Source organism: Bacillus sp. FSL W8-0770, from assembly GCF_038008705.1.
Taxonomy (GTDB): Bacteria; Bacillota; Bacilli; order Bacillales; family Bacillaceae_G; genus Bacillus_A; species Bacillus_A cereus.
This window is the reverse complement of the sequence record NZ_JBBOZR010000001.1, coordinates 4,267,931-4,292,680: the sequence shown is the minus strand read 5'-3', so window position 1 is coordinate 4,292,680 and position 24,750 is coordinate 4,267,931. Positions and strand designations below refer to the sequence as shown.

The window sequence follows — 24,750 nt, the reverse complement described above, 5'->3', positions numbered from 1 at the left end:
ATTCTGTTTATTTAAAGGTGAAAAGGGGAGATAACAATGAAGAGGATTTCTTATATTGAAGACTTTGAGCAATGGGAAAGTGGTTTTTCGTTTTACAACCCTGTAAAGGTTCGTTTTGGTGAAGTAGATATGTTTGGACATGTAAATAATGTCGTTGCTTTTACTTATTTTGAAGAAGCTCGTATTGCGTTGTTTAAAGAACTTGGATTTATGCAAGAGTGGACACATGCATCATCAGAAACGATGATCGTTGTTGCGGATTTACAATGTAATTTTATTAAGCAAATATATTTTGATGAACAGCTGAAGGTGTATGTAAAGGCAGGATCGGTCGGGAATTCTTCTTTAGATTTACATTATATGGTGAAGAATGCAGCAGGAGAGGTTTGTTTAGTAGGTCGTGGAATGATGGTTCAAGCGTCGAAAAAAACAGGAAGAGGCGAACCATGGCCTGAAGAATGGAAGAAGAAATTAATACAATAATAGAGTGAAAGAAAAATAAGAGAGCAATTTGCTCTCTTATTTTTTGTCTTCCATCGCTTCTTCTAATGTTAAGTGATGTTTATATAGGTATGTAGCGTATGGATTACCAACGTAGCGTAAGTGCCATGGTTCATATGCATATTCTGTTGTATCTGTTTTATCTTCTAAGTAACGAATGACAAAGCCGAATTCATGAGCGTGTTCTGCGACCCATTTTCCTTCTGCTGTCTCCCCGAAGATAGGCTCTAATTGAAATTTAGCTGATTTTGAACTAATATCCATTGCTAAACCCGTTTGGTGTTCACTTGTACCAGGAATTGCGCTTACCGAATTAGCTTCGGCTTTTCCTTGGCGTCTAACGTATGTATCATGCAACGATTTTTGGCGTTTGTATGAACGATAACCAGATACAGCTGTAAGATCAAGCCCTTCTTTTTTCGCAGCTTTAAACATGTTTTCAAGTGCCTCTGCAGCATCTTTTCGCAGCAATGTTTTTTCTTTATCTTTTGGACTAATAAATGGTACATTTGGTCTCGTTAAGTCTTCAGGAATGTATCCATCTGGTAGTTTTCGATGTTTATTAATTAAGACAAGATTAGATTTTGGATTTGTTACAACTGAAAAGTCATTGTCTATTTTCTTTGCATTATGATCAGCTTTTGGAAAAGCAGGAATCTCTTCTTTTTTATGGTTATTATGCTTTTGACTTTCGACAGCTTTTGCTTCATTATGTAGTGGTGTTTTAGAACCAAAGTAAGCGAAAGATGTGATCCCGATTACAATAGTAGTGGCAGAAATAATTATTATCTTTTTCATGATGCCTTGTAATCACAGTCCCTTCTTCATAAAATGTGTATTGTTTTTTTATTATAAATCTAGTTTGTTGGAAAAGGAATATAAGAGTCATAACGTAATAGAAATGCAAAGAAAATGTCAGAAAATGTGTGAATTTGTAGTATTTTTTTATATAATTCATTTCTTATCTTTCATGATTTGCATTTTTTATGTAATATATATACATAAGAAGATGTAGCGATTATCGAGAATAAAGAACTTCTTGTATAGACTAGGAGTGAATGGGAATGGATTTTGCAACAATTATTGGACTTATTTTAGGATTTGTAGCAGTGGTAGTAGGGATGGTCGTCAAGGGCGCTGACATAACAGCCTTATTAAATCCTGCCGCAGCATTAATTATTTTTATCGGTACATTTGCTGCAGTATGTATTGCATTTCCGATGAATCAACTAAAAAGGGTTCCAAAACTATTTAAAGTTCTTTTTGGTTCAAATAAAAAGGATTTAAGTTATGAACAGTTGCTAGAATTATTTGTTCATTGGACATCTGAAAGTAGAAAATACGGTATTTTGTCTTTAGAGCAACAATTAGACAAAATTCAAGATGAATTTCTTTTGCGTGGTATGAAATTTGTGATTGATGGTGTATCCGCAGAAGATTTAGAGCAGATTTTGGAATCTGAATTAGAGGCAATTGAAGAAAGACATGCAAAGGGAGCTGCTATTTTTTCACAAGCTGGTACGTATGCACCGACATTAGGAGTTTTAGGTGCTGTTATTGGTCTTGTAGCTGCGCTTGGTAATTTAACTGATATTGAAAAGTTAGGTCATGCTATTTCGGGTGCGTTTATTGCAACGATTTTTGGTATTTTTTCAGGTTATGTATTATGGCATCCATTTGCAAATAAGTTAAAGCAAAAATCTTCAGCTGAAATTGAGAAAAAACGTTTAATCATTGATTGTTTATTAATGTTACAAGAAGGTACATATCCGTTTATTATGAAGAACCGCATTTTAGGTGCACTTTCTGCAACTGAGCGTAAAAAGCTAGAAAAAGGAGCAGAAAAAAATGCGGAGTAAGAAAAATAGAAGAGGCAAAAAGAAAAAACATGATGAGCATATCGATGAAACGTGGTTAATCCCATATTCTGATATGTTAACGTTGTTATTTGCATTGTTTATCGTTTTATTCGCAATGAGTAGTATAGATGCTGCGAAGTTTAAACAGATGGCAGTTGCTTTTCGAAGTGAATTAGCTGGGGGAACAGGTAACAAAGAATTTTTAAGTGATCAAAAGCCAAATGATGAAAAAGAATTATCAGCAAGTAGCCTTGAGGCAGAACAAGCAAAAAAACAAGAAGAAGCTAGAGCTAAAGAAAAAAAAGAGATGGATGAATTGAAAGCATTACAAAAAAAGATTGATCAATATATTAATGAAAAACAATTATCCTCTTCTTTTCAAACTAAATTAACTGAAAAGGGATTAATGGTGACAATATTAGAAAATATACTGTTTGATTCGGGGAAAGCAGATGTGAAATTAGAATCTTTAGGGATTGCAAAAGAGATGTCTAGCTTACTTGTTTCAGCGTCACCTCGTGAAATTACAGTATCGGGTCATACGGATAATGTCCCTATTGCCAATGCGCAGTTTGCGTCGAATTGGGAATTAAGTACGCAGCGGGCAGTTAATTTTATGCAAGTATTACTGCAAAATAAAGAATTACAACCAGAAAAATTTAGTGCGATTGGATACGGAGAATACCGTTCAATTGCTCCAAACGATACACAAGAAGGAAAGGCAAAGAATAGACGTGTGGAAGTATTTATCTTGCCTTTAACAGAGAAAGTAAAATAAAAGAGGATGGCGAATGCCATCCTCTTTTATTTTACTTCAAATGATTTTAAGTTGTCGCGACGGATTTTATCTTTTTCTGCATCTGATTTTTTGAAATCATAATCATATAAAGCACCTTCCCAATCGCCATACATTGGATTCGGGAAAATAATGAATTTCTCACCAAATTGTGCTTTTGAATCTGCTACTGTTTGGTTACGATCTTTTACAGATTCTCCATCAAAACCTGTGAAATCAGATAAGTTATCACCGAAGAATAAGACAATATCATGAGTTTGAGAAACGAGTTCACGGCGTTTTTCTTTTCCTTTTTCTTTCGGATCTTGTAGTAATATATGTTCTTTCGTTGCTTGAGGAGCACCTACACGCTCAAGATTTTTAATTGTTGCATCTAGTTGATTCGTTTTACGATTTGAGATGTAGTAAATATCTACACCTTTAGACTCTGTATATTTTAAGAAATCAATTGCGCCTGGAAGGGCTTCAGCCTCAGCTTTGTTAATCCAATCATCCCATTTGTAAGGATAGCCTTTGCCTGTTTTTACGCTCATTGCCTGATGAGGACTGTTATCTAAAACAGTTTCGTCTAAATCAAGCACGATAGCAGGTTTTTTCTCTGTCCCTTTTGCAAGAATTGCATCAAGCTTTAATTGACCAATGTTGTACCCTTGGTAGTAAAGTGCTTTCGTTTCACCGGCTGTTTGATACCATAAATCAGCCATTAATTGTTGTTCTGTTAATTTTACTTTCTCTTCTTTTGCCACTGTTTTCTCTGGTGTTCCTGAACATGCTACAAGTGATGTAGATAGAACTGCTACAGATAATAAAGTGGTAATGCCCCTCTTCATCTTCATATGTATCCTCCTTGATGTTAGAAAATCATTTTATATTATATATTAAAATATAATATTTTTATATGAACATTTGCATATTGTCTTTTGTATATATAGTAGTATGTCCTATATTAGAAAGATGAGCAAAATAATAATAGTTGTTTTGACAAGTTTTATTGTCGTAATGACAATTATAATTGACAAAAAGAACTTTTTTATTTACAATTTTAACTAAATAGAGAAAATGATGGATTCATGACGATGTTTACATATAAGAGGATGAAGCGTGGTGCTATATTTTGTCTTGAATAAACATAGTCTTTGAAAGAGAGTACGAATGATACTAAAGGGGAGGCTTTATACTTGAGTTTACAAATTCAAAACTTAACGAAACAATTTGGGGAATCAAAAGCAGTTAACGGTTTGCAAATTTCGTTACCAAAAGGTGAAGTACTAGGGTTACTTGGACGAAATGGTGCAGGGAAAACAACAACAATCAAAATGCTTCTCGGATTATTAACGCCTAATGAAGGTTCGATTACATGGGATGGAAAAGCATTTGGAAATAGTGGTGTAACAATTGGGTATTTACCAGAAGAAAGAGGTTTATATACAAAAAGTAGAGTAATAGATCAGCTGCGATATTTTGGTAGATTAGAAGGAATATCGAAGAAAGAAGTAGATCATGCTATTGATCACTGGTTAGAGCGTTTAGCGATACCAGAATATAAATTTAAAACGGCTGGAGAGCTTTCAAAAGGGAATCAGCAAAAAATCCAATTAATTGCTGCTCTTCTTCATAATCCGGAACTTCTCATTTTAGATGAACCATTCAGCGGCCTTGATCCAGTTAATGCTGGGATGTTAGCTAGTATTATTGAAGAACAAGTACAGAGCGGAAAGACGATTATTTTATCAAGTCATCGTATGGAACAAGTAGAGGCCTTTTGCCAACATGTATGTATTTTGAAAAAAGGTGAAGCAGTCGTAAAAGGACAGCTAAGTGATATTAAGAAAGAATACGGTTTCCGTAATTTAACGATTGAAGATACAGTAGAGAATGAAAAGGGATTAGAAGCTATACATGTATCGTATGAAAAACAACAAGGCCTTCTTTATGTGAAAGTACAAGACGATGCGGAAGCTCTCAAGATTTTGCAACAGTTGCAAGAGCAAGGTGTTAGCTTACGACAATTCAAAATGTTAGAGCCGACGTTAAACGAAATCTTTGTAGAGAGGGCGAAATAACGATGCGTAAATTTTCTCACGTATTTTCATTTTATTTTAGGGAAGCATTTTTATCTAAAAAATCATTAATTACGAGTGCGATTTTATTTTTAGTTGTGTTTGGGATTTTTGCATTTAATCATTTTACTTCAGGCGATGATAAAAATAAGGATAAAGATAAAATTGCAGTTGTAGTAGAGAGTTCCACATATAAAGTACAAAAAGATGAGCTAAATAAGCTATTGCCATCAGCAAAAATAACAATTGGTTCAAAGGATGATTTTGATAAACTGCATAAGCAAGTAGAAGAAGGCGATTTAGATGGTCTATTCCATGTGACGGAAAAGGATGGGGCTCCATCGATTACATATATGTATAATGGATTTCCAAGCCAAGCAACTTCTGCAATTATGGCAGGATATTTAAAGCAACAATATACGATGGTGACGATTGCCAAAAATAATGTTTCAACAGAAATTGCACAGCAATTACAAACAGAAATTCAAGTAAAGCAAGAAGCGATAAAAGATCGTACATCTTCTTTCGGAATTGCCTATTTCTTTACATTTGCTTTATATATGTTTATTGTAGCGTTCGGAAATACAATCGCAATGAATATTGCATCTGAAAAGGCGTCACGTGTAATGGAAGTAATGCTTCCGAAAGTGAAGCCTCTTACGATGATGTATGCGAAAATTTTAGCGGTTGTTTCAACGGCGTTATTGCAACTTGTCATATTGGCGTGTGGTTATCTTATTCCATATTTGTTAGGTTGGGTCGATTTAGAAAGTGCCTCACTATTTGGTATTCCAATTGACTTTACGAAATTAGATGCAAAGGTTATCAGCATGTTTCTTGTTTATTTCATTACGGGATATTTACTTTATGCGATGATGTATGCTGCTGCTGGAGCTGTCGTGTCTAAGACGGAGGATTTACAAGCTGTATCTTTCCCGGTAATGATTTTAATTATGGCTGCATTCTTTATTAGTATTAAATCATTAAGTGATCCGAATAGTACTATCGTCGTTGTAAGTTCTTACGTTCCATTTTTTACACCGATGGTTACCTTCTCACGTATTGTAGCTGGTGAAGCAGGTATGCTAGAAATTACGATAACATTAGCAGTCTTATTGGCGACAATTGCGGTATTAAATGCTGTTACAAGCCGCATTTACGTAAACGGCGTAATGAATTACTCAGATAAAGTGAAATTTAAAGATTTAGCGAAATTTATAAAGCGTCAATAATGAGAGAAAAGCATGATTTCCTATTGAAATCATGCTTTTTCTTTATGTATAAATTAAAAATAGTATATAATGATAAGAGTCGTCTTTTAATAGAATGAATAAAAAGGAGGGTGTGCAGATGGGGATTAGTAGTCGTTTTACAGTAGGTGTTCATATGCTGACATTACTTGCGATAGATCGAAACTCTCGCTGTACCTCTGAATGGATTGCCGGTAGTGTGAATACAAATCCAGTTGTGATTCGTCGCATTACAGGAATGTTGAAGAGAGCAGGACTTGTTGATGTACAAGCTGGTAAAGGTGGTACGACACTTGCTCGAGATTTAGAAGAAATTACATTACTTGATGTATATAAAGCAGTGGAAGTTGTAGAAGAAGGACAGCTATTTTCCTTCCATGAAAATCCCAACATTGAATGTCCAGTAGGAGCTAATATTCAATCAGTATTAGAAATTATTTTAATGCAAGCGCAAGAAGCGATGGAAAACGTACTTGCAAATGTAACGGTAGATCAATTAGTTACAAATTTAAAGTCTAAAATGAAAGAATAAAAAAAGCGAGCTTCCTCATAATGAGGGCTCGCCTTTTTTTATTCAGAAATATTGAAAATTCTATTTTTCAGTATTTAAAATGAATTTACCTACGATAGCTGCGAAGATACCACCAAGAATTGGTGCTACGATGAATACCCATAGTTGAGAAAGTGCTTCTCCACCAACAAATAAAGCTGGTGCGATACTACGAGCTGGGTTAACAGATGTTCCAGTTAACGGAATTCCTAATAAGTGAATTAAAACTAATGTGAAACCAATTACTAGTCCAGCTAAAGAAGAACTTCCTTTTTTACCTGTTACAGCAACGATAACTAAAATAAATACGAAAGTTAAAATGAACTCAACTAAAAATGCTCCAGATAAACCAAGAGTTCCGAAACCATTTTGTCCTAAATTATCTAAAGGTGTTTTAGCAGATTTTAAAATTGTTACTAACGTTGCAGTTCCTAATAAACCACCTAAAATTTGAGCTAATACATAATAACAAAGTTCCATAGCGTTCATTCGTTTGTTGATGAACATAGCTACTGATACTGCTGGGTTAATGTGACATCCAGAAATTGTTCCGATGCTATATGCCATAGCTACAATAGATAGACCGAAAGCCATAGCGATTCCTAATGTTCCAATTCCTTCAATTCCGCCGCCAGTGACAGCTACTCCAGTTCCGAATAATACAAGTACAAATGTACCAATAAATTCAGCGATTGCTTTTTTTAACATAATTTACCTCCTATTAATGCGCATGAAACGTATTATAACATAAGTTTTAGTATAAGCAGCCAATGAAATACTATTCTGATAAGGCGAAATAGGGGGACAATAAAAAAGAGTATGGTTCATCTCTATAGAACCATACCCTTTTTTTATGCTGATTTTTTCTGTTTAACGACTGGAACAGAACGGTTTAAAATACTATTTGCAACCATTCCTAACATGATAATAATCATTCCGATGAGAGAAAGTCCTCCAGGGAGTAAACCATTTAAGAAAATGATTTCTCCAAGTACGGTAAAGACCATCGTTCCAGCTTGTGTTGCTTCAACAGCTCCAAGTAGAGCGAGGTTATCTTTTGCTAAGTCAGTAGCAAAGAAAAATGTCATCGTTGCAATAACGCCGGAACATAATGCTAACAAAAATCCTTGAAGCATTTGGTTGGATGTTGGAATGCCAGTAGTAGAAAATCCGTATATACCAAGCAAGATTGTTATAGGAAGACTTCCAATTGCCATTCCTAATACACGTTGGAACGTATCAAGGCGTCCACCAACAAGCTCCATCATTTTTCGGTTACCGAACGGATATAAGAAAGCGGCTAATACGACAGGTAAAAAACCTGAAATGAACTGAGTCATTGTAATATGGCCTGCGGCAGTTGCTTGCATACAAATTACACCAAGTAAAATAAATAATGCAACATATAAGCTACGAAGTGGAATTTTTCCACGTACAAGTTTCGTACCTGATTTTGTTTCTATTTTCACGAAAAATAGTGGTGATAGTAGTAAACCAGCTAAAATCGTAACTTGCCAAGTTCCAGCAACGAGCCAAGCTGGAGAAAAGACAGCTGCGAAACTTAATAAAGAATAAAAACCAATACCGGCAACAGAACCCCATCCGATCCATGCCAATGGATGTTTTTTTAACTCTTCCCATAATCCCCTAAAGTTTTTGCGAAATAAAACGATAAGGAATAAAATAGGAAGAGCAAATAAAAAACGGAAGGAAGCTGTCCAAGCCCAGCTCGTTCCAGATACATTCATTGCTCTATTAATAATAAAGGTTGCAGAAAAAAAGGCCGATGATAAAAGACCTAATAAAATTGCGCGCATGAAGTATAACACTCCTTTCGAAAATAAATAATTATGTATATTATGATATACTTTTAATTATTAAAAGTAAACTATTTTATACTTTAAGGTGGTTTTATATATGAAAGAAAATGAAGATATGCAAACGAAAGAAGTCATTCAACAAGTTGGACAGTTATTGAGACAAATTCGAAATGAACAGAAATTAAGTTTAGAAGAATTAGCTCATAAAACAGGAGTTAGTAAATTAACATTAGGAAAGATCGAAAGAGGGGAAACAAATCCGACACTAGCTGTCATTTGGAAAATAACGAAAGGGTTATCAATTCCTTTATCCAGATTAATGGTTGTTGGAGAACCTGTAGCTGTTGCGCGCTGTGGAGAAGGATTTGCAGTAGATGAAGGACAAGCGTGGCATTTAGAAACGATGTTCCGTTATACGAAAGAAACAGGGATGGAAATGCACCGTGCTTGTTTACGATCAAATAGTATATATGAGCCAGAAGCTCATCATGAAGGTGCGATTGAGCTTGTAACGGTAATGAAAGGGAAAGTGTCTATTCAAGTGGAGAATGATGTATACGAATTAAATGAGTTTGATTCCATTCAATTTGAAGCGAATAAGAAGCATATTTATAAAAATGAAGAAGAAGAAGTAGCGATATTACATTTAACGATGAAATATTCTTCATGAAAAAATCACCTATAGGATTCTATAGGTGATTTGCTCTTCTTAAGTATGTGAAATAATGCCGTTAGTACGAACGTGGCATAAGTAATAAACAAATGAAATAAACTAAAAATCCTGTCCCAAAACATAAAACAGCAATAACCCAAATGATACGAATAAGAGTAGAGCTAATATCAAAATATTCTCCTAAACCACCACATATACCAAATAGCATTTTATCAGTTTCGGATTTACATAACTTTTTTGACATATTCCAATCAACTCCTTTTTATATCAAACTGCATACTTTTATTCTATATGGAAATTTATGAGAAGACTATGGGGTTGTATTACATTTTTTTGTGAGAAGTGATCGTATTAATTGTCTTAATTTTCAGTGGATATTAAACTTGTAGTTATGAGGTGATTTTTAATAAAGGGTGGGGAAATAGAGATGACAGTATATTGGTTGACTAACGTAATGCTTGAATCAGGATATACATATGAAGAAGAGAGAATTTCACAAACAGAAACAGAATTATGCAGTTTACTTATTGAAGATGGTCGAATTAAAAAAATTATAAAAGGGATTGTTCAAGAGGAAGATATAGTAACTTTTGATGCTAAGAACTTATTAATGTTGCCAGCTTTCAAAGAGATGCACATTCACATTGATAAAACATATTATAGTGGCCCATGGAAAGCTTGTATGCCAGCAGAAAGTATTTTTACACGTTTTAATGAAGAAGAAAAAATTTTACCAAAGCAATTAGCGACTGCCCAAAATAGAGCGGAAAATATGCTAGAGTTACTACTGCAAAATGGTGCAACGAATATTAGAACGCATTGTAATGTCGATCCGATTATTGGGCTTGGTAATCTGGAGGCGACGTTAGCGGCATTAGAAACATATAAAAATCGAGTGTCTAGTAGAATTGTTGCGTTTCCGCAACATGGATTATTGCGCAGTAATTCTGTGCAACTCGTGAAAGATGCGATGCGTATGGGTGCTCATCTAGTCGGAGGAGTAGATCCAGCTACAGTAGATAATGACATTGAAAAGTCATTACATACAATTATGGATATCGCAGTAGAATTTAATGCGGATGTTGATATTCATTTGCACGATGCGAATAATCTTGGAACGTTTACGATGAAGAGATTGGCAAGTTTAACAGAAGAAGCAGGATGGCAAGGCCGTGTAACGATTAGTCATGCACTTGGACTTGGTGGTGTTACTGATAAAGAGGCTGAAGAAGTGGCAGAAAGACTCGCAAATGTAAATATTGATATTACTTCAACAGTGCCAATTGGTAAACAAGTAATCCCAATTCCGTTATTAGATAAAAAAGGTGTTAAGGTTGCATTAGGCAATGATAACATTACAGATCATTGGTCACCGTTTGGAACAGGTGATATGCTTCAAAAGGCGAATCGATTAGCAGAGCGTTTTGGGTGGAGTGACGAAAGGTCTTTAGGAAAAGCACTCCGCTTTATTACAGGAGGAAAAGAAACGTTAAATAATGAAGGGAAGCGAGTATGGCCGAATGTAGGGGATGAAGCGAGCTTTGTTTTGACGAATGCGACATGCGCTGCTGAAGCAGTAGCGCGTCAAACAGAAAAACGTTTAGTCGTGTATAAAGGAAATATTGTTGTTGGAAGTTTAAATGAGGTGGAATTAAATAATCTTGTGTAGAAGAATCGTTTAAATATTTTGAGGAGGGTTCTAATGGTGAGTATAGAACTCTTCTTTTTTATTCTTACAATATATTTTTATAGGAAAGCTAGAAGGGATGAAAAAATTGGACAATCAACATAACCAAAATCATATTATGGGAACTTTGCAATGGTTTATATTTTTATTAGCAAATTCAATCGCACTACCAATTGTCGTTGGCGGATTATTTCATCTTACGACGGAAGAAATATTTTATTTAATGCAGCGTACGTTTTTTATAGTTGGTATATCTTCTTTTTTACAAGGGTGGCTTGGGCATAGACTGCCAATTGCGGATGGGCCGGCTGGATCTTGGGTTGGTGTATTTACCGTACTTGCTTATGCAACGGCCGGACAGGATCAATTACATAGTACACTGCAAATTTTAGAATTAGGAATGATAATCTCCGGTGTTATTTTAATAGGATTAGGAGTAACTGGTTTTATAGGACGTATTTTATTTTTATTTACGCCGCTTGTGACAGGGACGTTTTTACTTTTATTATGTTTACAATTAAGTGGTGTATTTTTAAAAGGAATGTTAGGAATTACAGCTACTATTTCTCAAATCGACGGATTTACAGCAATGATCGCGTTTAGTATATTTCTGTTCGTTATTATACTATCTAATTTTGGAAAAGGCTTTGTCAAAAGTTATGCAGTTTTAATAGGATTAATTAGTGGGTGGATTATTTTTCTCATTGCAGGAAAAGTGACAATCCCATCTCAAGTAACTCATTTTGTGCAACTTCCACATATATTTGCTTGGGGACTTCCAAAATGGAATACAGGTATGGCTGTATCAAGTTTCGTTATGGTATGTATTTTAGTTTCGAATACGGTGGCAGCTATTATAGCAATTAATCAAGCAACTATTCATAAAGCGACTATTGAACAAAAACAGTTGAAAGATGGAACATGGGTTGGGGGGATTTCACATCTCATCTCTTCTGTATTTTCAACTGTAGGTGTCGTTCCGTTACCAGCAACGGCAGGATTTATACGTTTAACAAAACAAAAGTATATACGATCGTTCTTAATGGCATGTGCGTTACTAGTCGTAATGTCTCTTTTTCCAAGTATTATTCGTTACTTAGCATCTTTACCATCAGCTGTTGCATCGGCTGTTTTAATGGCTTCGTTCGTACAGTTAATTGGAATTGGATTTAATAATATAAAACAAGTGCCGATGAGTGAAAGGAATGTAACGATCTTAGGCGTTGCAGTATTATTTGGCAGCGGCGTAATGTTTTTACCGTCTGGAGCACTCCAATCCTTGCCGTCTATTATGCAATATATATTCGGTAATGGTTTATTTGTAGGTACGGTTGTAAGTATATTGCTAGAACAAATATGGCGCGTTGGAAAGTAAGTGGATAAAAAGAGTGTACGCACTGTATAAAAGTCTAAAATAACATAGGAAATAAAGCCCATTTTTATTCACCACCTGCACATTTCGTTCATACAATATCTTGACTAAATAAACACCCAACTTACACATACACAGCTCTGGCTTAAGCAAGGAGGGTTATACCAGTTGAAGGAAAAAGCGTATCAATCTAAACCTTTACTCACAAAGAGAGAGAGAGAAGTATTTGAATTGCTGGTTCAAGATAAAACAACGAAGGAAATTGCAGGTGAACTTTTTATAAGTGAAAAGACAGTTCGCAACCATATCTCAAACGCAATGCAAAAGCTAGGGGTTAAAGGACGTTCACAAGCAGTTGTGGAGCTTCTTCGTATGGGAGAGCTCGAATTATAAGAAAGCAGCCGACTTTTATATAAAAGTCGGCTATTTTTTGTTTGCTTCACTTGCTATATGAATGATAAGAACACTCCATACATAAATAGGTAATAAGGAGGGGATATGTTGAAAAGGATACTGTTAGTTTCAACAAGTGCTCATGATATGAATGGACACCCGACTGGTTTGTGGCTGGAAGAGCTCGCAGCTCCTTATCATGTATTTAAAAAGGCTAAGTTTGATGTTGATATTGTGTCAATAAAAGGTGGGAGAGTACCTATAGATAGAGTGTCTATTCCGAATGGTATACCTCGCGAATTCAAGCATGTAGCTTCTTTATTGCAAAATACGAGGCCGATTTCAAATGTTCATTTTTCGGATTATGATGCGGTTTTATTTGGTGGTGGGCACGGGGCGATTGTAGATTTTCCAGGTAATCCATATGTAGTAAATTTGATTGAGAATATGTATAACAATAACCGGATTGTAGCGGCTGTTTGTCACGGAGTAAGCTCCTTAGTCGGTGTGAAAAATCAGGATGGCTCGTTTTTTGTTGCGGGTAAGCGTATAACAGGTTATACAAACGATGAAGAAAGAGCTGTACATTTAGAAAAGTGTGTTCCGTTTTTGCTAGAAAGTAAGTTGAAAGAAGAAGGAGCTTTGTTTTATGTAGCCCCCAATTTTACGCCGCATGTAGTAGTAGATGGTCATTTAATTACAGGACAAAATCCACAGTCTAGCGTGGAAATAGGTAAGGCTATAAAAAGGGCTGTAAATAAATTATCGTCATTTTAATTTCTGCTCATTTCTTCTTATTAATGGGAATGTCTTCTTTTCAAAAAAAGATGGAGCAATGAATATGCACTTTATATAGAAGAAACCGACTTTCTTATAGAAGGTCGGTTATTTTTCTATCTTGCAAATTACGAAAAAAAGGAGCAAAATAAAAAAGGTCCTAGTCTATACATGGGCAAATGAAAATTTTCATACAGAAGCATTTGAAGTGAGCGAACTTAAAGTGTGTAAAATATAATGATAAACATAAAAGATGATGAATGAGAAAACGGGTGATGAAGTTGAATAGAGCAATCGGTGTTATCGATTCAGGAGTTGGCGGTTTAACAGTAGCGAAGGAATTAATTCGTCAGTTGCCGAAAGAGCGTATCATATATTTAGGAGATACAGCACGTTGTCCTTATGGTCCACGTTCTCGAGAAGAAGTACGTCAATTTACGTGGGAAATGACGGAGCATTTACTAGATTTAAATATTAAAATGTTAGTTATTGCGTGTAATACAGCAACTGCAGTTGTATTAGAAGAGATGCAAAAACAATTACCAATTCCAGTAGTAGGAGTTATTCACCCAGGATCACGTACAGCTTTAAAAGTGACAAACACGTATCACGTTGGGATTATTGGAACGATTGGAACGGTGAAAAGTGGTGCATACGAAGAGGCGTTAAAGTCTATTAATAACCGTGTTATGGTAGAAAGTTTAGCTTGTCCACCTTTCGTTGAACTTGTAGAGAGTGGGAATTTCGAAAGTGAAATGGCGTATGAAGTTGTAAGAGAAACGCTGCAACCACTGAAAAGTACCGATATTGATACACTTATATTAGGTTGTACACATTATCCGATTTTAGGACCTGTTATTAAAAAAGTAATGGGAGATAAAGTGCAACTAATTAGTTCTGGTGATGAAACAGCACGTGAAGTAAGTACAATCTTATATCATAGTAAAATGTTGAATGAAGGAGAAGAACAAAGCGATCATCTCTTCTTAACAACAGGAAAAATAGGCTTGTTTAAAGAAATTGCATCAAAATGGTTTGGTCAACCGATTGAAAATGTGAAGCATATTCATTTAGAAAAAGAATAATAGTAGAATTTATATAAGTGAGCTCCTGAGAAATCAGGAGCTTTTGTTTTATCTTGCTATTTGCTGGGTAGTAAGACCCCTGCTGATTAAAGTTTCAATTTATAAGAGGCACAGCTTGTTCTAAAACGTGAAACAGCTCGTATACATAATAGTACAAACTTAGATTTTAGGGGGGAATGGCATGCCTAAATCCACTTTTAAATGGGTTATTGGTGCTACTGTGAGCGCTGTTTTACTAACAGGGTGTGGCTTTATAAATCAAGAGAAAGCAACTGAACAAATTGATCCGCCAAAACAAGTTACGTATACAGAGGGTGGGAAGAAAGAAGTAGCTAAAAAAGATAAGCAAGGGCAAATGGTAAATAGAGAACTATACCTTGTTGATAAAAATGGTTATGTTGTACCACAAACGTTAGCTATACCTACTCCGAAAGCAAATGAGACTGTGAAGCAAACGTTAGAATACCTTGTGAAAGATGGACCGGTAACGAATTTATTACCGAATGGGTTTCGTGCAGTCATTCCGGCGAATACAACGATGACCTTAGATTTGAAAAAGGACGGAACGGCAGTTATTGATTTCTCTAAAGAAATGAAAAACTATGCGAAAGAAGAAGAGCGTCAAATCGTTGAATCTATAGCTTGGACGTTGACGCAATTTACAGAGATAAAACAAGTGCAGTTCCAAATAAATGGTGAGAAATTGGCAAAAATGCCGGTTGGTGGTACACCGCTTGGTGAAGGAGTGAGCCGTGCAAATGGTATTAACTTCGATGATGAACAAGTAACAGATGTAACAAATACAAAACCAGTCACACTGTATTTTATGGCGCAAAATAATAATAAACAGCAATACTACGTACCAGTCACACGCCGCGTTGCAGAAGGTAAAGAAAATGACTATGCAGCAATTATAGATGAGCTTGTAAAAGGCCCGATCCATCAATCGCTCCTAAATGATTTTAATCCAGGCGTTAAGCTTATTACGAATCCGAAATTACAAGACGGAAATCTTACATTAAACTTTAATGAAAATATATTTGTAAACCCAGATAAAAATATGATTTCAAATTACGTATTGAAGTCGTTAGTTTTATCTTTAACAGAAAAGAAAGGTGTGAAAAATATTTCTATTGAAGTAAATGGAAAAGCAAATCTTATAGATGAAAAGGGCGGAAAGTTAATAAAACCTGTAGATCGTCCAGAAAACGTGAATACAGGTAGTTTTTAATCGTCAATAATTTGATATACTTAAGTAAGAAAGAGGAATTGCTTTTTGGGTTCCTCTTCTTTTATTGTATACATATCATACATTTAAATTTGGCTATACTAACAAGTAGTTATGAGGAGGTTATTTTTATGCGAGTAGATGGTAGAGAGAAAACAGAATTACGCCATATACATATTCATACGAATTATTTAAAACATCCAGAGGGATCTGTATTAATTGAAGTTGGGGATACAAAGGTGATTTGCTCAGCAACAATTGAAGAGCGTGTCCCGCCATTTATGCGTGGAGAAGGAAAAGGCTGGGTAACAGCTGAATACGCGATGATTCCGCGTGCAACAGAACAACGTACGATTAGGGAGTCAAGCAAAGGGAAAGTAACAGGACGTACAATGGAAATTCAACGTCTAATTGGACGAGCATTACGTGCGGTAGTTGATTTAGAAGCGCTTGGCGAGAGAACAGTTTGGATTGACTGTGATGTCATCCAAGCAGATGGTGGAACGAGAACAGCTTCTATTACAGGTGCATATGTAGCGATGGTATTAGCTTTCGAGAAATTATTACAAGCAGAAAAAGTATCTAAAATTCCAGTAAAAGATTATTTAGCAGCAACGTCAGTAGGAATTGTTGAAGAGCAAGGTGTTGTTTTAGATTTAAACTATGCAGAAGATTCTAAAGCAGACGTTGATATGAACGTGATTATGACTGGAAAAGGCCAGTTTGTTGAGGTGCAAGGAACTGGAGAAGAAGCGACGTTTAGTAGAGCGCAGTTAAATGAACTACTTGATGCTGCGGAACAAGGCATTTTCCAACTGATTGATATGCAAAAAGAAGCTTTAGGTGACATCGTATCTCATATAGAGTAGAGGTGGAAAGTATGAAACAAGTTGTTGTAGCGACAAAAAATATGGGTAAAGTACGTGAGTTTGCTGAGTTATTTGAGAGATTTGATTTAGAAGTGAAATCATTACACGATTTTCCGCATATTGAAGAAGTCGAAGAAACTGGTGAAACATTTGAAGAAAATGCGATCTTAAAAGCGGATAGTTTGAGTAGACAGTTGAATGCAATTGTAATTGCGGATGATTCAGGTCTTATTGTAGATGCGTTAAACGGGAAACCAGGCGTGTATTCAGCTCGTTTTGCTGGAGAGCCGAAAGATGATCAAGCGAATATTGATAAAGTTTTACAAGAATTAAATGAAGTAGCGTTTGAAAAGCGTAAAGCTCGTTTCTATTGTGCATTAGCAGTTGCTTTCCCTGAAGGTGATAAAAAGCCTGTCATTGTAAACGGGACATGTGAAGGATTTATTTTAGAACAACGCCGCGGAGAAAATGGCTTTGGATACGATCCGATTTTTTATGTGGAAGAATATAAAAAATCGATGGCGGAACTAAGTTCAGATGAGAAAAATGCTATTAGCCATCGTGGCCGTGCTCTTCGTAAATTAGAAGAAAAAATCCCGGAATGGTTTTTAGGAGAATAAGGGAGAGAGAATGATGAAAGCTTTAATCGTAAGTGATAGTCATAGCTCTGTGAAGGAATTACAGCAGTTGAAAGAGAAATATGAAGGGAAAGTAGATATCATGATTCATTGCGGTGATTCAGAGCTAACGCCTGCTCATGAAGAACTGCAAGGTTTCCGTGTTGTAAAAGGAAACTGTGATTATGCTAACTTTCAAGATGAAATTGTAACTGATGTAGATGGAATTCGCTTCTTAGTTGTGCATGGACATCGCCATAATGTGAAAATGACATTACAAACGCTAGCGTACCATGCTGAAGAAGTGGGAGCGCAAGTTGCATGCTTTGGACATTCTCACGTATTAGGTGCGGAATTAATCGAGGGCGTTTTATTTATTAATCCAGGCAGTATTTTATTACCACGTCAGCGTGTAGAAAAGACATTTTCTTTATTAGAAATGGATGAAAATCAAATGGAAGTTCGTTTTGAAACGTTAGACGGACAACTAGTTGAACAAGCAGTTTTTAAAAGAGGATAAGAAAATTTATCCTCTTTTAAAAAAGGTGTTGACTTTATGTGTGGTTATACATATAATAAATATTGTCGATAGGGCAACGGCGCTAACGAAGAAAAGAAAATAACATATGCGGGTGTAGTTTAGTGGTAAAACAAGAGCCTTCCAAGCTCTGGTCGAGAGTTCGATTCTCTTCACCCGCTCCATGTCCCAGTAGCTCAGCCGGATAGAGCATACGCCTTCTAAGCGTACGGTCGGGAGTTCGAATCTCTCCTGGGACGCTAAAAAAACCTTGTTATCTTTTGATAACAAGGTTTTTTGTTTGTCTAAAATTTGATGTTTGGGTTATAGGTGTAGTTCATTCTTAATATTTGCGACCTTTCCTTTGATATTAAGCAGTTGCATATGTACTTCTTTTTCTTAAATAAAAAGAGCGCCATTTATGCGCCCCATTCCTCTTATTTAATTTAAAGAATCAATAGGTTTATGATGGAACTCAAATCCAAATTCAGATTCTCTTAATTGTTTACTTACAATATTATAAAACTCTTTACCATTCTAGTACGATTGAGCAGCAGTTATCGGAACTTATTCTCGGTAGTGTGTTACAATTAATAGAAGCGGAAAACGAGAATCTCCAATTGACTGGACCTGTGATTGGTTAGATAGTTTAAGAAGGTCGTATAAAAAAGGGAGATGGCGCAAAGATGGCGAGATCAAATGAGAATGATTTAACGGAGAAATTGGCAGAAGGTCACCGAAAATATGGTGATGGCAATTTTACAGTACAGAACATCGGTGATGAAACTAACCCGAATTGGACTGTCGTAAAAAATGTGAGAAAGGGATCGGCAGGCATTCGCGAAGGAGAAGATATATTAAGACTGCGATCAAAATATATAAAATAGTACGGAAATGGGCGGAGCGGGAGTTCGAATCTCTCCTGGGACGCTAAGAAAACCTTGTTATCTTTTGATAACAAGGTTTTTTGTTTGTTTTAAATTAGTTGTTAATAAACTTCTCAAAGACAAAACCATAATCTTTCACATTATATTGTTTCTTCGTATCAACGAGCCAGTTAAAGGCAATCTCGTTCATCTCTTTAAATTGCTCTGCTAAGTTTACTTGTGCGTTTGAAATACGGCTGAAAGCGTTAGATGCCATATCTAAACTTTTGTGTGCATATTGTAATGTAATATCGTTGTCGTATGAAATTTCTTCGATTTTAAGTAAAGCCTTATATAAATCTTTTAATTCTTCAATATGTTTTTTATGAACATCAATTGAGTAATGCTCATCGCCCATTTGAAACTTAATTTCTACATCTAAATCAATCGTTCCCGCAGTTTCAAGCGCTACGTTTTTAATTTGATATTTACTATAGCTAAAGCGGCGTAGTGTACGTTTTTTACTTGTTGCGCTTGTACCGTCTAAGTGAATTAACCCTTTGTTTGTGAAGCAATATTCATCTGATTTCGATTTAATTAGAAAGTAAATTTTCTCCCCATCTTCATGCATTACATAATCATCGGCATCGACCTTATCATAGTCTTTAGGTGTAATAACAGAACCTACATCGCTTAGTCCTAATACATCTGCGGCCATTTTTTTAAACATATATAATCCCCCTTGTAAATTAAATTCTTAATTGTACAAAAATATATTAACATGATCTTCATCCTTTGTTTTCTTGTAATACGAAAATATCTGAAGGTAAGTTAAGAAAAGTAATGAATAATTATTTTGATTCTAAATTATTTAGTAAATCTATTAGTTTAAGAGTGGATTCTCCGAAAAATAACCAAGAGAAAAAGTTAATTTTGCAAGTGATTATAAATAAATTCCGTGAAAGCACCTCAAGCGATATGAGGTGTTTTTCAATCTCTTTTTGAAATCTTACAATTCTGTAAGGTAACTGTAAGGTAGTTCGATGGTAAGAAATTGCTAATCTTTTATAATGAAGATAACAACGATAAAACGAGGAGGCAGAAATGATGAAAGGATTAGTTGTAACGGGCTTGACGGTTGCTTTTGGATTTGTAGCGTATGAGAAATTAACGTATGTAGTTGATGTTGTGAAACATTTGATTGCTTAGAGAAAACAGCCATGAGAGGGAAAGGGAATGAGTGAATGAATGGAATGGTTATTTGGAATTATAGGTACTTGTAGTGTAGTGTTATTGTTCTTTGTCCCAAGTGGTATACTTAGTTCGACAACAAGTTTGTTCTTCTTAAGTTTGTTTGCTTGTACGATGCTTATTATTATGTTTTTAATGAAGCGAAGTAAACCAATCTTCTATTTTAGCATGATTGTTATGGCAATTATTGTTCTCCAAATTATTACCCTTGTAATATACCCCACAATTATAAAAGCTTTCCATTAATGATGAATCCTCTGCGTTTGTTGCTGGGGATTTTTACTTGTACAATTTTAATTTTTAGTAGAGATTTATTTGTATTGGAATGTAAAAATTAAATATTTTCATATTTCAAACAAATAGTTTTGGGATGTTGTGTTCTCATTACGCATTTGATATATTTACTTTGAACATAATTAAAATCAAGAAAAAGAGGCGGACGTATGGATAAAAAAGAAAATACGGTCGTATTGTTTCCGCAGCTATCAGAGCGCTATATTGATGAAGGTTTTTTAGCGCTGAAAGAGCGGAAGTTCGAAGATGCATTGCGCTGCTTTGAAATATTACGTCAGTATAATGCGGAAACGGAACAAACGGAATTAGCTTCAGTTATTTGTTTACTCGAATTAAAACGTATGGAAGAAGCGAAAGACAAATGTGAACAGTTGCTTAAAACAGGAGTTGTCTTATTTGGTGATATTCTTGAAACGTACGTGACTATTTTAGTTCAAACAAATGATTATGAAGGTGTTATTGAAACTGTTGAAAAGGTTTTACAAACGAAAGATATAATGCCTGATCAAAAGGAAAAATTAGCGCAGCTTGCTTTATTTGCAGAAGGTATGCTAAATGAGGGAGACGCATCGCTAGTGGATTCAAATTTTGAGTTGGATGAGTTTACTAATGAAATTTTTGGAGAAAACTTTGGACAGAAGCTAAGAGCGATTCAGCGACTTTCGTTAAAAGACTTAGATCTTGCATTACCTGTTTTAAAGAAATTTTTAATAGACGAAGAGCAACACCCCTATTTGAAAACTTCTATTTTGTATAAAATGATAGAAAGTCAGGTAGAAGAGGAAATAGAGGTAGAAAAGTTTGGGAATACGATTAAGGTAATTCCAGCATTTACAGGTCATAATGAGGAGCAATCCAATAACATTATACATAAATTATCAAGTCGATTAGAGCAAAATTATCCGGATATATTTGAAGCGATGGTTACATATTGGAAAGAATTGCAAATTAGCATTTTCCCATTCGCTCTATTAATGGATAAAGAAGAGATTTGGTCAGCTGTTTTAGAGAGAATTGGAAGAAAGCGTTTCGGATTGGCTATTGATGAAGAAGAGCTTATGGCAGCATACAATATCGAATTGGAAGAGTTTCATATTGCCTATCAATGGTTATTACGTGTTGAAAGAGAAGGATATTTGCCCGTATAATTATGAAAAAGAATCGTTCAGTTCTTGAAACGAGCATATTCTATGTTATAATGTAAGGGTTGCAAAAGGCAGAAAACTGCCTGTTTGTAAGAGAAGAGAAGTGTAATTCTCTTACTTAATATGTTTCATATTATTCTCGAACAAAATATACCGTAGTTGTCTTCTGGGCAATTAGTAGATTGGAACATTATATCTGAAAGCTTTTGCTAGAGGATTATTTGTGTATTTGTTATTTCAAAAAAGAGATAATGAAGATCTTAATCTATAGAGGTATGTGCATACATTATTATAGTTGGAGGGAAAGAATAAATGTCTACAAAATGGGAAAAATTAGAAGGTAACGTTGGCGTTTTAACAATCGAAGTTGATGCTAAAGAAGTAAACAACTCTATCGACGCTGCGTTCAAAAAAGTAGTAAAAACAATTAACGTACCAGGTTTCCGTAAAGGAAAAATGCCTCGTCCATTATTCGAACAACGCTTTGGTATTGAATCTTTATACCAAGATGCTTTAGATATCATTTTACCAAAAGCATACGGTGAAGCGATTGAAGAAGCTGGTATCTTCCCAGTTGATCATCCTGAAATCGACATCGAGAAGTTCGAAAAAAATGCTAACCTTATCTTCACTGCAAAAGTTACAGTGAAACCTGAAGTTAAATTAGGTGAGTACAAAGGTTTAGCAGTAGAAAAAGTTGAAACAACTGTAACTGACGAAGATGTAGAGAACGAATTAAAATCTTTACAAGAGCGTCAAGCTGAACTAGTTGTTAAAGAAGAAGGAACTGTTGAAAACGGTGATACAGCTGTAATCGACTTCGAAGGTTTCGTTGATGGCGAAGCATTTGAAGGCGGAAAAGGCGAAAACTACTCTCTAGCAATCGGTTCTGGTACATTCATCCCAGGTTTCGAAGAGCAAGTAATCGGTCTTAAATCTGGTGAGTCTAAAGACGTTGAAGTATCATTCCCAGAAGAGTACCATGCTGCTGAATTAGCTGGCAAACCAGCAACATTCAAAGTAACAATTCATGAAATCAAAACAAAAGAACTTCCTGAGTTAAACGACGAGTTCGCTAAAGAAGCAGACGAAGCGGTTGCAACTCTTGATGAATTAAAAGCAAAACTTCGCACAAACTTAGAAGAAGGCAAAAAGCACGAAGCTGAGCACAAAGTACGTGACGAAGTAGTAGAATTAGCTGCTGCTAACGCTGAAATCGAAATTCCAGAAGCTATGATCAACACTGAGTTAGATCGTATGGTTCGTGAATTCGAGCAACGTTTAAGCCAACAAGGTATGAACCTTGAGCTTTACTACCAATTCACAGGTACTGACGCTGACAAATTAAAAGAGCAAATGAAAGAAGATGCACAAAAACGTGTAAGAATCAATCTTGTTCTTGAAGCTATCATTGAAGCTGAAAACATCGAAGTTACTGAAGAAGAAGTAACTGCAGAAGTTGAAAAAATGGCTGAAATGTACGGTATGCCAGTAGACGCTATCAAGCAAGCTCTTGGAAGCGTAGACGCTTTAGCTGAAGATCTTAAAGTGCGTAAAGCTGTAGACTTCTTAGTAGAAAACGCTGCATAATAAAATAACAAGGCACGATTAAAATCGTGCCTTGTTTTATAAATATAGAAATATATTTATAAAACTTTTCGATGGAGAAGGAAAAGTTCCTTTACAAGTCGAATATACATATTTCAAAAGTTTTAAAAATTTTTTATTTGTACATAACTAGTCATATTATTTGTATTTCTCGCCACGTAGTGACATAATATGTATTTACATACGATACATTTATCGTGTACATACGAAGGCAAGAGGTTAGCACTTTGTAAGGGGTGTGAAAATATGTTTAAATTTAATGATGAAAAAGGGCAATTAAAATGTTCTTTCTGTGGTAAAACACAAACGCAAGTTCGAAAGTTAGTGGCAGGTCCAGGTGTTTACATTTGTGACGAGTGTATCGAACTTTGTACTGAAATTGTACAAGAGGAGCTTGCGAAGGACGAAGAAGTAGAATTCAAAGATGTACCGAAACCGGTAGAAATTCGTGAAATCTTAGATGAGTATGTCATCGGGCAAGATAGCGCGAAAAAAGCACTAGCGGTAGCGGTATATAACCATTACAAACGCATTAATTCTAACAGCAAAATTGATGATGTAGAATTAGCGAAGAGTAATATCGCACTTATCGGGCCAACAGGTAGTGGTAAAACATTACTTGCACAAACGTTAGCGCGTATTCTAAATGTTCCATTTGCAATCGCGGACGCAACATCTTTAACAGAAGCTGGATATGTTGGTGAAGATGTAGAAAATATCTTACTAAAATTAATTCAAGCAGCTGATTATGATGTAGAGAAAGCGGAAAAAGGAATCATTTATATTGATGAGATTGATAAAGTGGCACGTAAGTCCGAAAATCCATCAATTACACGTGATGTATCTGGTGAAGGTGTGCAACAGGCACTTCTGAAAATTTTAGAAGGTACTGTAGCAAGCGTTCCACCTCAAGGTGGTCGTAAGCATCCGCACCAAGAGTTTATTCAAATTGATACAACGAACATCTTATTCATTTGTGGTGGAGCGTTTGATGGCATTGAGCCGATTATTAAACGTCGCCTTGGTGAAAAAGTAATTGGATTTGGTTCTGAGAAGAAAAATGCTGATGTAAATGAGAAGCATGTTTTATCTCACGTATTACCAGAGGATCTTTTAAGATTTGGTTTAATTCCAGAGTTTATCGGTCGTCTTCCAGTTATTGCGAACCTAGAGCCACTTGATGAAGATGCTCTTGTTGATATTTTAACGAAACCGAAAAATGCACTTGTTAAGCAATTCCAAAAACTATTGGAGCTTGACGATGTTGAGTTAGAGTTTGAAGAAGGTGCACTAATCGAAATTGCGAAAAAAGCAATTGAACGTAAAACGGGTGCTCGTGGACTTCGTTCTATTATTGAAGGCTTAATGCTTGATGTAATGTTCGAACTTCCATCTCGTAAAGATATCGAGAAGTGTATTCTTACAAAAGAAACAGTAGCTGATAATGAGCCGCCAAAATTGGTGTTACAAGACGGTACTGTACTTGATACAAAAACATCTGCATAATGCGAAAGGGAAACAGCAATTTTTAT

The 24,750-nt window shown here is 35.5% G+C and carries 27 protein-coding genes and 2 tRNA genes; 23 read left to right on the top strand and 6 right to left on the bottom strand.

Going from position 1 to position 24,750, the window contains the following annotated elements; translation table 11 throughout:
- Positions 1-36 precede the first annotated feature (36 nt).
- Positions 37-483, top strand: coding sequence for an acyl-CoA thioesterase (locus NST27_RS22075; protein WP_000822733.1), 447 nt, complete (start codon positions 37-39; stop codon positions 481-483).
- A gap of 36 nt (positions 484-519) precedes the next feature.
- Here the strand turns inward: NST27_RS22075 and NST27_RS22070 are convergent, their stop codons facing one another.
- Complete coding sequence (locus tag NST27_RS22070; RefSeq protein ID WP_000720201.1) at positions 520-1,299, bottom strand: M15 family metallopeptidase; 780 nt, start codon at positions 1,297-1,299, stop codon at positions 520-522.
- Between the two features lie 266 nt (positions 1,300-1,565).
- Here NST27_RS22070 and motA point away from each other — a divergent pair, with 266 nt between their 5' ends.
- Complete coding sequence (gene motA / locus NST27_RS22065) at positions 1,566-2,360, top strand: flagellar motor stator protein MotA (protein ID WP_000344853.1); 795 nt, start codon at positions 1,566-1,568, stop codon at positions 2,358-2,360.
- Positions 2,350-3,138: a flagellar motor protein MotB gene (motB, locus tag NST27_RS22060; RefSeq protein WP_001256734.1), complete on the top strand. Its 789-nt coding sequence runs from the start codon at positions 2,350-2,352 to the stop codon at positions 3,136-3,138. The genes motA and motB overlap by 11 nt, the downstream gene beginning before the upstream one ends.
- Before the next feature lie 26 nt (positions 3,139-3,164).
- Here motB and NST27_RS22055 read toward each other — a convergent pair whose 3' ends face one another.
- A complete protein-coding gene (locus tag NST27_RS22055) occupies positions 3,165-3,992 on the bottom strand; it encodes a 5'-nucleotidase, lipoprotein e(P4) family (RefSeq protein ID WP_000782765.1) in 828 nt (275 codons plus the stop codon).
- Between the two features lie 342 nt (positions 3,993-4,334).
- Between NST27_RS22055 and NST27_RS22050 the strand changes: the two genes are divergently transcribed.
- The 3 genes from NST27_RS22050 to NST27_RS22040 all read left to right on the top strand — a co-directional run bounded on the left by NST27_RS22050 (position 4,335) and on the right by NST27_RS22040 (position 6,998).
- Positions 4,335-5,219, top strand: coding sequence for an ABC transporter ATP-binding protein (locus tag NST27_RS22050; RefSeq protein WP_000058114.1), 885 nt, complete (start codon positions 4,335-4,337; stop codon positions 5,217-5,219).
- Between the two features lie 2 nt (positions 5,220-5,221).
- Positions 5,222-6,448, top strand: a complete 1,227-nt coding sequence (locus NST27_RS22045; RefSeq protein ID WP_001224977.1) for an ABC transporter permease — start codon at positions 5,222-5,224, stop codon at positions 6,446-6,448.
- Positions 6,449-6,566: 118 nt separating this feature from the next.
- Positions 6,567-6,998, top strand: coding sequence for an Rrf2 family transcriptional regulator (locus NST27_RS22040; RefSeq protein WP_000512998.1), 432 nt, complete (start codon positions 6,567-6,569; stop codon positions 6,996-6,998).
- Between the two features lie 60 nt (positions 6,999-7,058).
- Here the strand turns inward: NST27_RS22040 and NST27_RS22035 are convergent, their stop codons facing one another.
- Positions 7,059-7,724, bottom strand: coding sequence for an aquaporin (locus tag NST27_RS22035; protein WP_000913213.1), 666 nt, complete (start codon positions 7,722-7,724; stop codon positions 7,059-7,061).
- Between the two features lie 143 nt (positions 7,725-7,867).
- Positions 7,868-8,833: a DMT family transporter gene (locus tag NST27_RS22030; RefSeq protein WP_001201628.1), complete on the bottom strand. Its 966-nt coding sequence runs from the start codon at positions 8,831-8,833 to the stop codon at positions 7,868-7,870.
- 100 nt (positions 8,834-8,933) lie between these two features.
- On the opposite strand from NST27_RS22030, the gene NST27_RS22025 reads away from it, so the two are divergent.
- Positions 8,934-9,506, top strand: a complete 573-nt coding sequence (locus NST27_RS22025; RefSeq protein WP_000661923.1) for a helix-turn-helix domain-containing protein — start codon at positions 8,934-8,936, stop codon at positions 9,504-9,506.
- A 61-nt stretch (positions 9,507-9,567) separates the two neighbouring features.
- Here NST27_RS22025 and NST27_RS22020 read toward each other — a convergent pair whose 3' ends face one another.
- Positions 9,568-9,753: a PspC domain-containing protein gene (locus NST27_RS22020; RefSeq protein ID WP_000038411.1), complete on the bottom strand. Its 186-nt coding sequence runs from the start codon at positions 9,751-9,753 to the stop codon at positions 9,568-9,570.
- Between the two features lie 183 nt (positions 9,754-9,936).
- Between NST27_RS22020 and NST27_RS22015 the strand changes: the two genes are divergently transcribed.
- From NST27_RS22015 to NST27_RS21960, 12 genes are all read left to right on the top strand, one after another.
- Positions 9,937-11,178, top strand: coding sequence for an amidohydrolase family protein (locus NST27_RS22015; RefSeq protein WP_000219561.1), 1,242 nt, complete (start codon positions 9,937-9,939; stop codon positions 11,176-11,178).
- A gap of 97 nt (positions 11,179-11,275) precedes the next feature.
- Positions 11,276-12,571 carry a purine/pyrimidine permease gene (locus NST27_RS22010; RefSeq protein ID WP_033689398.1) on the top strand — a complete coding sequence of 432 codons (1,296 nt, stop codon included), beginning with the start codon at positions 11,276-11,278 and terminating at the stop codon, positions 12,569-12,571.
- A 165-nt stretch (positions 12,572-12,736) separates the two neighbouring features.
- Positions 12,737-12,961 carry a spore germination transcription factor GerE gene (gene gerE, locus NST27_RS22005; RefSeq protein ID WP_000659484.1) on the top strand — a complete coding sequence of 75 codons (225 nt, stop codon included), beginning with the start codon at positions 12,737-12,739 and terminating at the stop codon, positions 12,959-12,961.
- 105 nt (positions 12,962-13,066) lie between these two features.
- A complete protein-coding gene (locus tag NST27_RS22000; RefSeq protein ID WP_001986672.1) occupies positions 13,067-13,738 on the top strand; it encodes a type 1 glutamine amidotransferase domain-containing protein in 672 nt (223 codons plus the stop codon).
- A gap of 275 nt (positions 13,739-14,013) precedes the next feature.
- Positions 14,014-14,823 (top strand): glutamate racemase, encoded by an 810-nt coding sequence (gene racE, locus NST27_RS21995; RefSeq protein WP_000774005.1) that lies wholly within the window; start codon positions 14,014-14,016, stop codon positions 14,821-14,823.
- A 181-nt stretch (positions 14,824-15,004) separates the two neighbouring features.
- Positions 15,005-16,054 (top strand): spore germination protein GerM, encoded by a 1,050-nt coding sequence (gene gerM / locus NST27_RS21990; RefSeq protein WP_001126736.1) that lies wholly within the window; start codon positions 15,005-15,007, stop codon positions 16,052-16,054.
- 128 nt (positions 16,055-16,182) lie between these two features.
- Entirely contained in the window at positions 16,183-16,920 is a 738-nt protein-coding gene (gene rph, locus NST27_RS21985; protein WP_001261765.1) for a ribonuclease PH, read from the top strand.
- 11 nt (positions 16,921-16,931) lie between these two features.
- The gene (locus NST27_RS21980; protein WP_000815944.1) at positions 16,932-17,540 is read left to right on the top strand and encodes an XTP/dITP diphosphatase; all 609 of its coding nucleotides are present in this window, start codon (positions 16,932-16,934) and stop codon (positions 17,538-17,540) included.
- A 13-nt stretch (positions 17,541-17,553) separates the two neighbouring features.
- Positions 17,554-18,057: a metallophosphoesterase gene (locus tag NST27_RS21975; RefSeq protein ID WP_000645507.1), complete on the top strand. Its 504-nt coding sequence runs from the start codon at positions 17,554-17,556 to the stop codon at positions 18,055-18,057.
- 108 nt (positions 18,058-18,165) lie between these two features.
- Positions 18,166-18,239, top strand: a tRNA-Gly gene (locus NST27_RS21970).
- Position 18,240: 1 nt separating this feature from the next.
- Positions 18,241-18,314 (top strand) — tRNA-Arg (locus NST27_RS21965).
- Positions 18,315-18,740: 426 nt separating this feature from the next.
- The gene (locus NST27_RS21960) at positions 18,741-18,941 is read left to right on the top strand and encodes a hypothetical protein (RefSeq protein ID WP_000124460.1); all 201 of its coding nucleotides are present in this window, start codon (positions 18,741-18,743) and stop codon (positions 18,939-18,941) included.
- Positions 18,942-19,035: 94 nt separating this feature from the next.
- Here NST27_RS21960 and NST27_RS21955 read toward each other — a convergent pair whose 3' ends face one another.
- Positions 19,036-19,650: a PH domain-containing protein gene (locus NST27_RS21955; RefSeq protein WP_000473869.1), complete on the bottom strand. Its 615-nt coding sequence runs from the start codon at positions 19,648-19,650 to the stop codon at positions 19,036-19,038.
- 518 nt (positions 19,651-20,168) lie between these two features.
- Here NST27_RS21955 and NST27_RS21950 point away from each other — a divergent pair.
- The 4 genes from NST27_RS21950 to clpX all read left to right on the top strand — a co-directional run bounded on the left by NST27_RS21950 (position 20,169) and on the right by clpX (position 24,724).
- Positions 20,169-20,417 (top strand): hypothetical protein, encoded by a 249-nt coding sequence (locus tag NST27_RS21950; RefSeq protein WP_001983650.1) that lies wholly within the window; start codon positions 20,169-20,171, stop codon positions 20,415-20,417.
- Positions 20,418-20,614: 197 nt separating this feature from the next.
- The gene (locus NST27_RS21945) at positions 20,615-21,613 is read left to right on the top strand and encodes a hypothetical protein (RefSeq protein ID WP_000358274.1); all 999 of its coding nucleotides are present in this window, start codon (positions 20,615-20,617) and stop codon (positions 21,611-21,613) included.
- A gap of 309 nt (positions 21,614-21,922) precedes the next feature.
- Positions 21,923-23,200: a trigger factor gene (gene tig, locus NST27_RS21940; protein WP_000105215.1), complete on the top strand. Its 1,278-nt coding sequence runs from the start codon at positions 21,923-21,925 to the stop codon at positions 23,198-23,200.
- Between the two features lie 264 nt (positions 23,201-23,464).
- Positions 23,465-24,724 carry an ATP-dependent protease ATP-binding subunit ClpX gene (clpX, locus tag NST27_RS21935; protein WP_000472289.1) on the top strand — a complete coding sequence of 420 codons (1,260 nt, stop codon included), beginning with the start codon at positions 23,465-23,467 and terminating at the stop codon, positions 24,722-24,724.
- The last annotated feature ends 26 nt before the right edge of the window (positions 24,725-24,750 follow it).

Bases quoted from the DNA above. Each gene is read 5' to 3' on its own strand.
- NST27_RS22075 (WP_000822733.1), top strand. From the start codon at position 37: ATGAAGAGGATTTCTTATATTGAAGACTTTGAGCAATGGGAAAGTGGT.
- NST27_RS22070 (WP_000720201.1), bottom strand. From the start codon at position 1,299: ATGAAAAAGATAATAATTATTTCTGCCACTACTATTGTAATCGGGATC.
- motA (WP_000344853.1), top strand. From the start codon at position 1,566: ATGGATTTTGCAACAATTATTGGACTTATTTTAGGATTTGTAGCAGTG.
- motB (WP_001256734.1), top strand. From the start codon at position 2,350: ATGCGGAGTAAGAAAAATAGAAGAGGCAAAAAGAAAAAACATGATGAG.
- NST27_RS22055 (WP_000782765.1), bottom strand. From the start codon at position 3,992: ATGAAGATGAAGAGGGGCATTACCACTTTATTATCTGTAGCAGTTCTA.
- NST27_RS22045 (WP_001224977.1), top strand. From the start codon at position 5,222: ATGCGTAAATTTTCTCACGTATTTTCATTTTATTTTAGGGAAGCATTT.
- NST27_RS22040 (WP_000512998.1), top strand. From the start codon at position 6,567: ATGGGGATTAGTAGTCGTTTTACAGTAGGTGTTCATATGCTGACATTA.
- NST27_RS22035 (WP_000913213.1), bottom strand. From the start codon at position 7,724: ATGTTAAAAAAAGCAATCGCTGAATTTATTGGTACATTTGTACTTGTA.
- NST27_RS22030 (WP_001201628.1), bottom strand. From the start codon at position 8,833: ATGCGCGCAATTTTATTAGGTCTTTTATCATCGGCCTTTTTTTCTGCA.
- NST27_RS22025 (WP_000661923.1), top strand. From the start codon at position 8,934: ATGAAAGAAAATGAAGATATGCAAACGAAAGAAGTCATTCAACAAGTT.
- NST27_RS22020 (WP_000038411.1), bottom strand. From the start codon at position 9,753: ATGTCAAAAAAGTTATGTAAATCCGAAACTGATAAAATGCTATTTGGT.
- NST27_RS22015 (WP_000219561.1), top strand. From the start codon at position 9,937: ATGACAGTATATTGGTTGACTAACGTAATGCTTGAATCAGGATATACA.
- NST27_RS22010 (WP_033689398.1), top strand. From the start codon at position 11,276: ATGAAAAAATTGGACAATCAACATAACCAAAATCATATTATGGGAACT.
- NST27_RS22000 (WP_001986672.1), top strand. From the start codon at position 13,067: ATGTTGAAAAGGATACTGTTAGTTTCAACAAGTGCTCATGATATGAAT.
- racE (WP_000774005.1), top strand. From the start codon at position 14,014: ATGAAGTTGAATAGAGCAATCGGTGTTATCGATTCAGGAGTTGGCGGT.
- gerM (WP_001126736.1), top strand. From the start codon at position 15,005: ATGCCTAAATCCACTTTTAAATGGGTTATTGGTGCTACTGTGAGCGCT.
- rph (WP_001261765.1), top strand. From the start codon at position 16,183: ATGCGAGTAGATGGTAGAGAGAAAACAGAATTACGCCATATACATATT.
- NST27_RS21980 (WP_000815944.1), top strand. From the start codon at position 16,932: ATGAAACAAGTTGTTGTAGCGACAAAAAATATGGGTAAAGTACGTGAG.
- NST27_RS21975 (WP_000645507.1), top strand. From the start codon at position 17,554: ATGAAAGCTTTAATCGTAAGTGATAGTCATAGCTCTGTGAAGGAATTA.
- NST27_RS21960 (WP_000124460.1), top strand. From the start codon at position 18,741: ATGGCGAGATCAAATGAGAATGATTTAACGGAGAAATTGGCAGAAGGT.
- NST27_RS21955 (WP_000473869.1), bottom strand. From the start codon at position 19,650: ATGTTTAAAAAAATGGCCGCAGATGTATTAGGACTAAGCGATGTAGGT.
- NST27_RS21950 (WP_001983650.1), top strand. From the start codon at position 20,169: ATGGAATGGTTATTTGGAATTATAGGTACTTGTAGTGTAGTGTTATTG.
- NST27_RS21945 (WP_000358274.1), top strand. From the start codon at position 20,615: ATGGATAAAAAAGAAAATACGGTCGTATTGTTTCCGCAGCTATCAGAG.
- tig (WP_000105215.1), top strand. From the start codon at position 21,923: ATGTCTACAAAATGGGAAAAATTAGAAGGTAACGTTGGCGTTTTAACA.
- clpX (WP_000472289.1), top strand. From the start codon at position 23,465: ATGTTTAAATTTAATGATGAAAAAGGGCAATTAAAATGTTCTTTCTGT.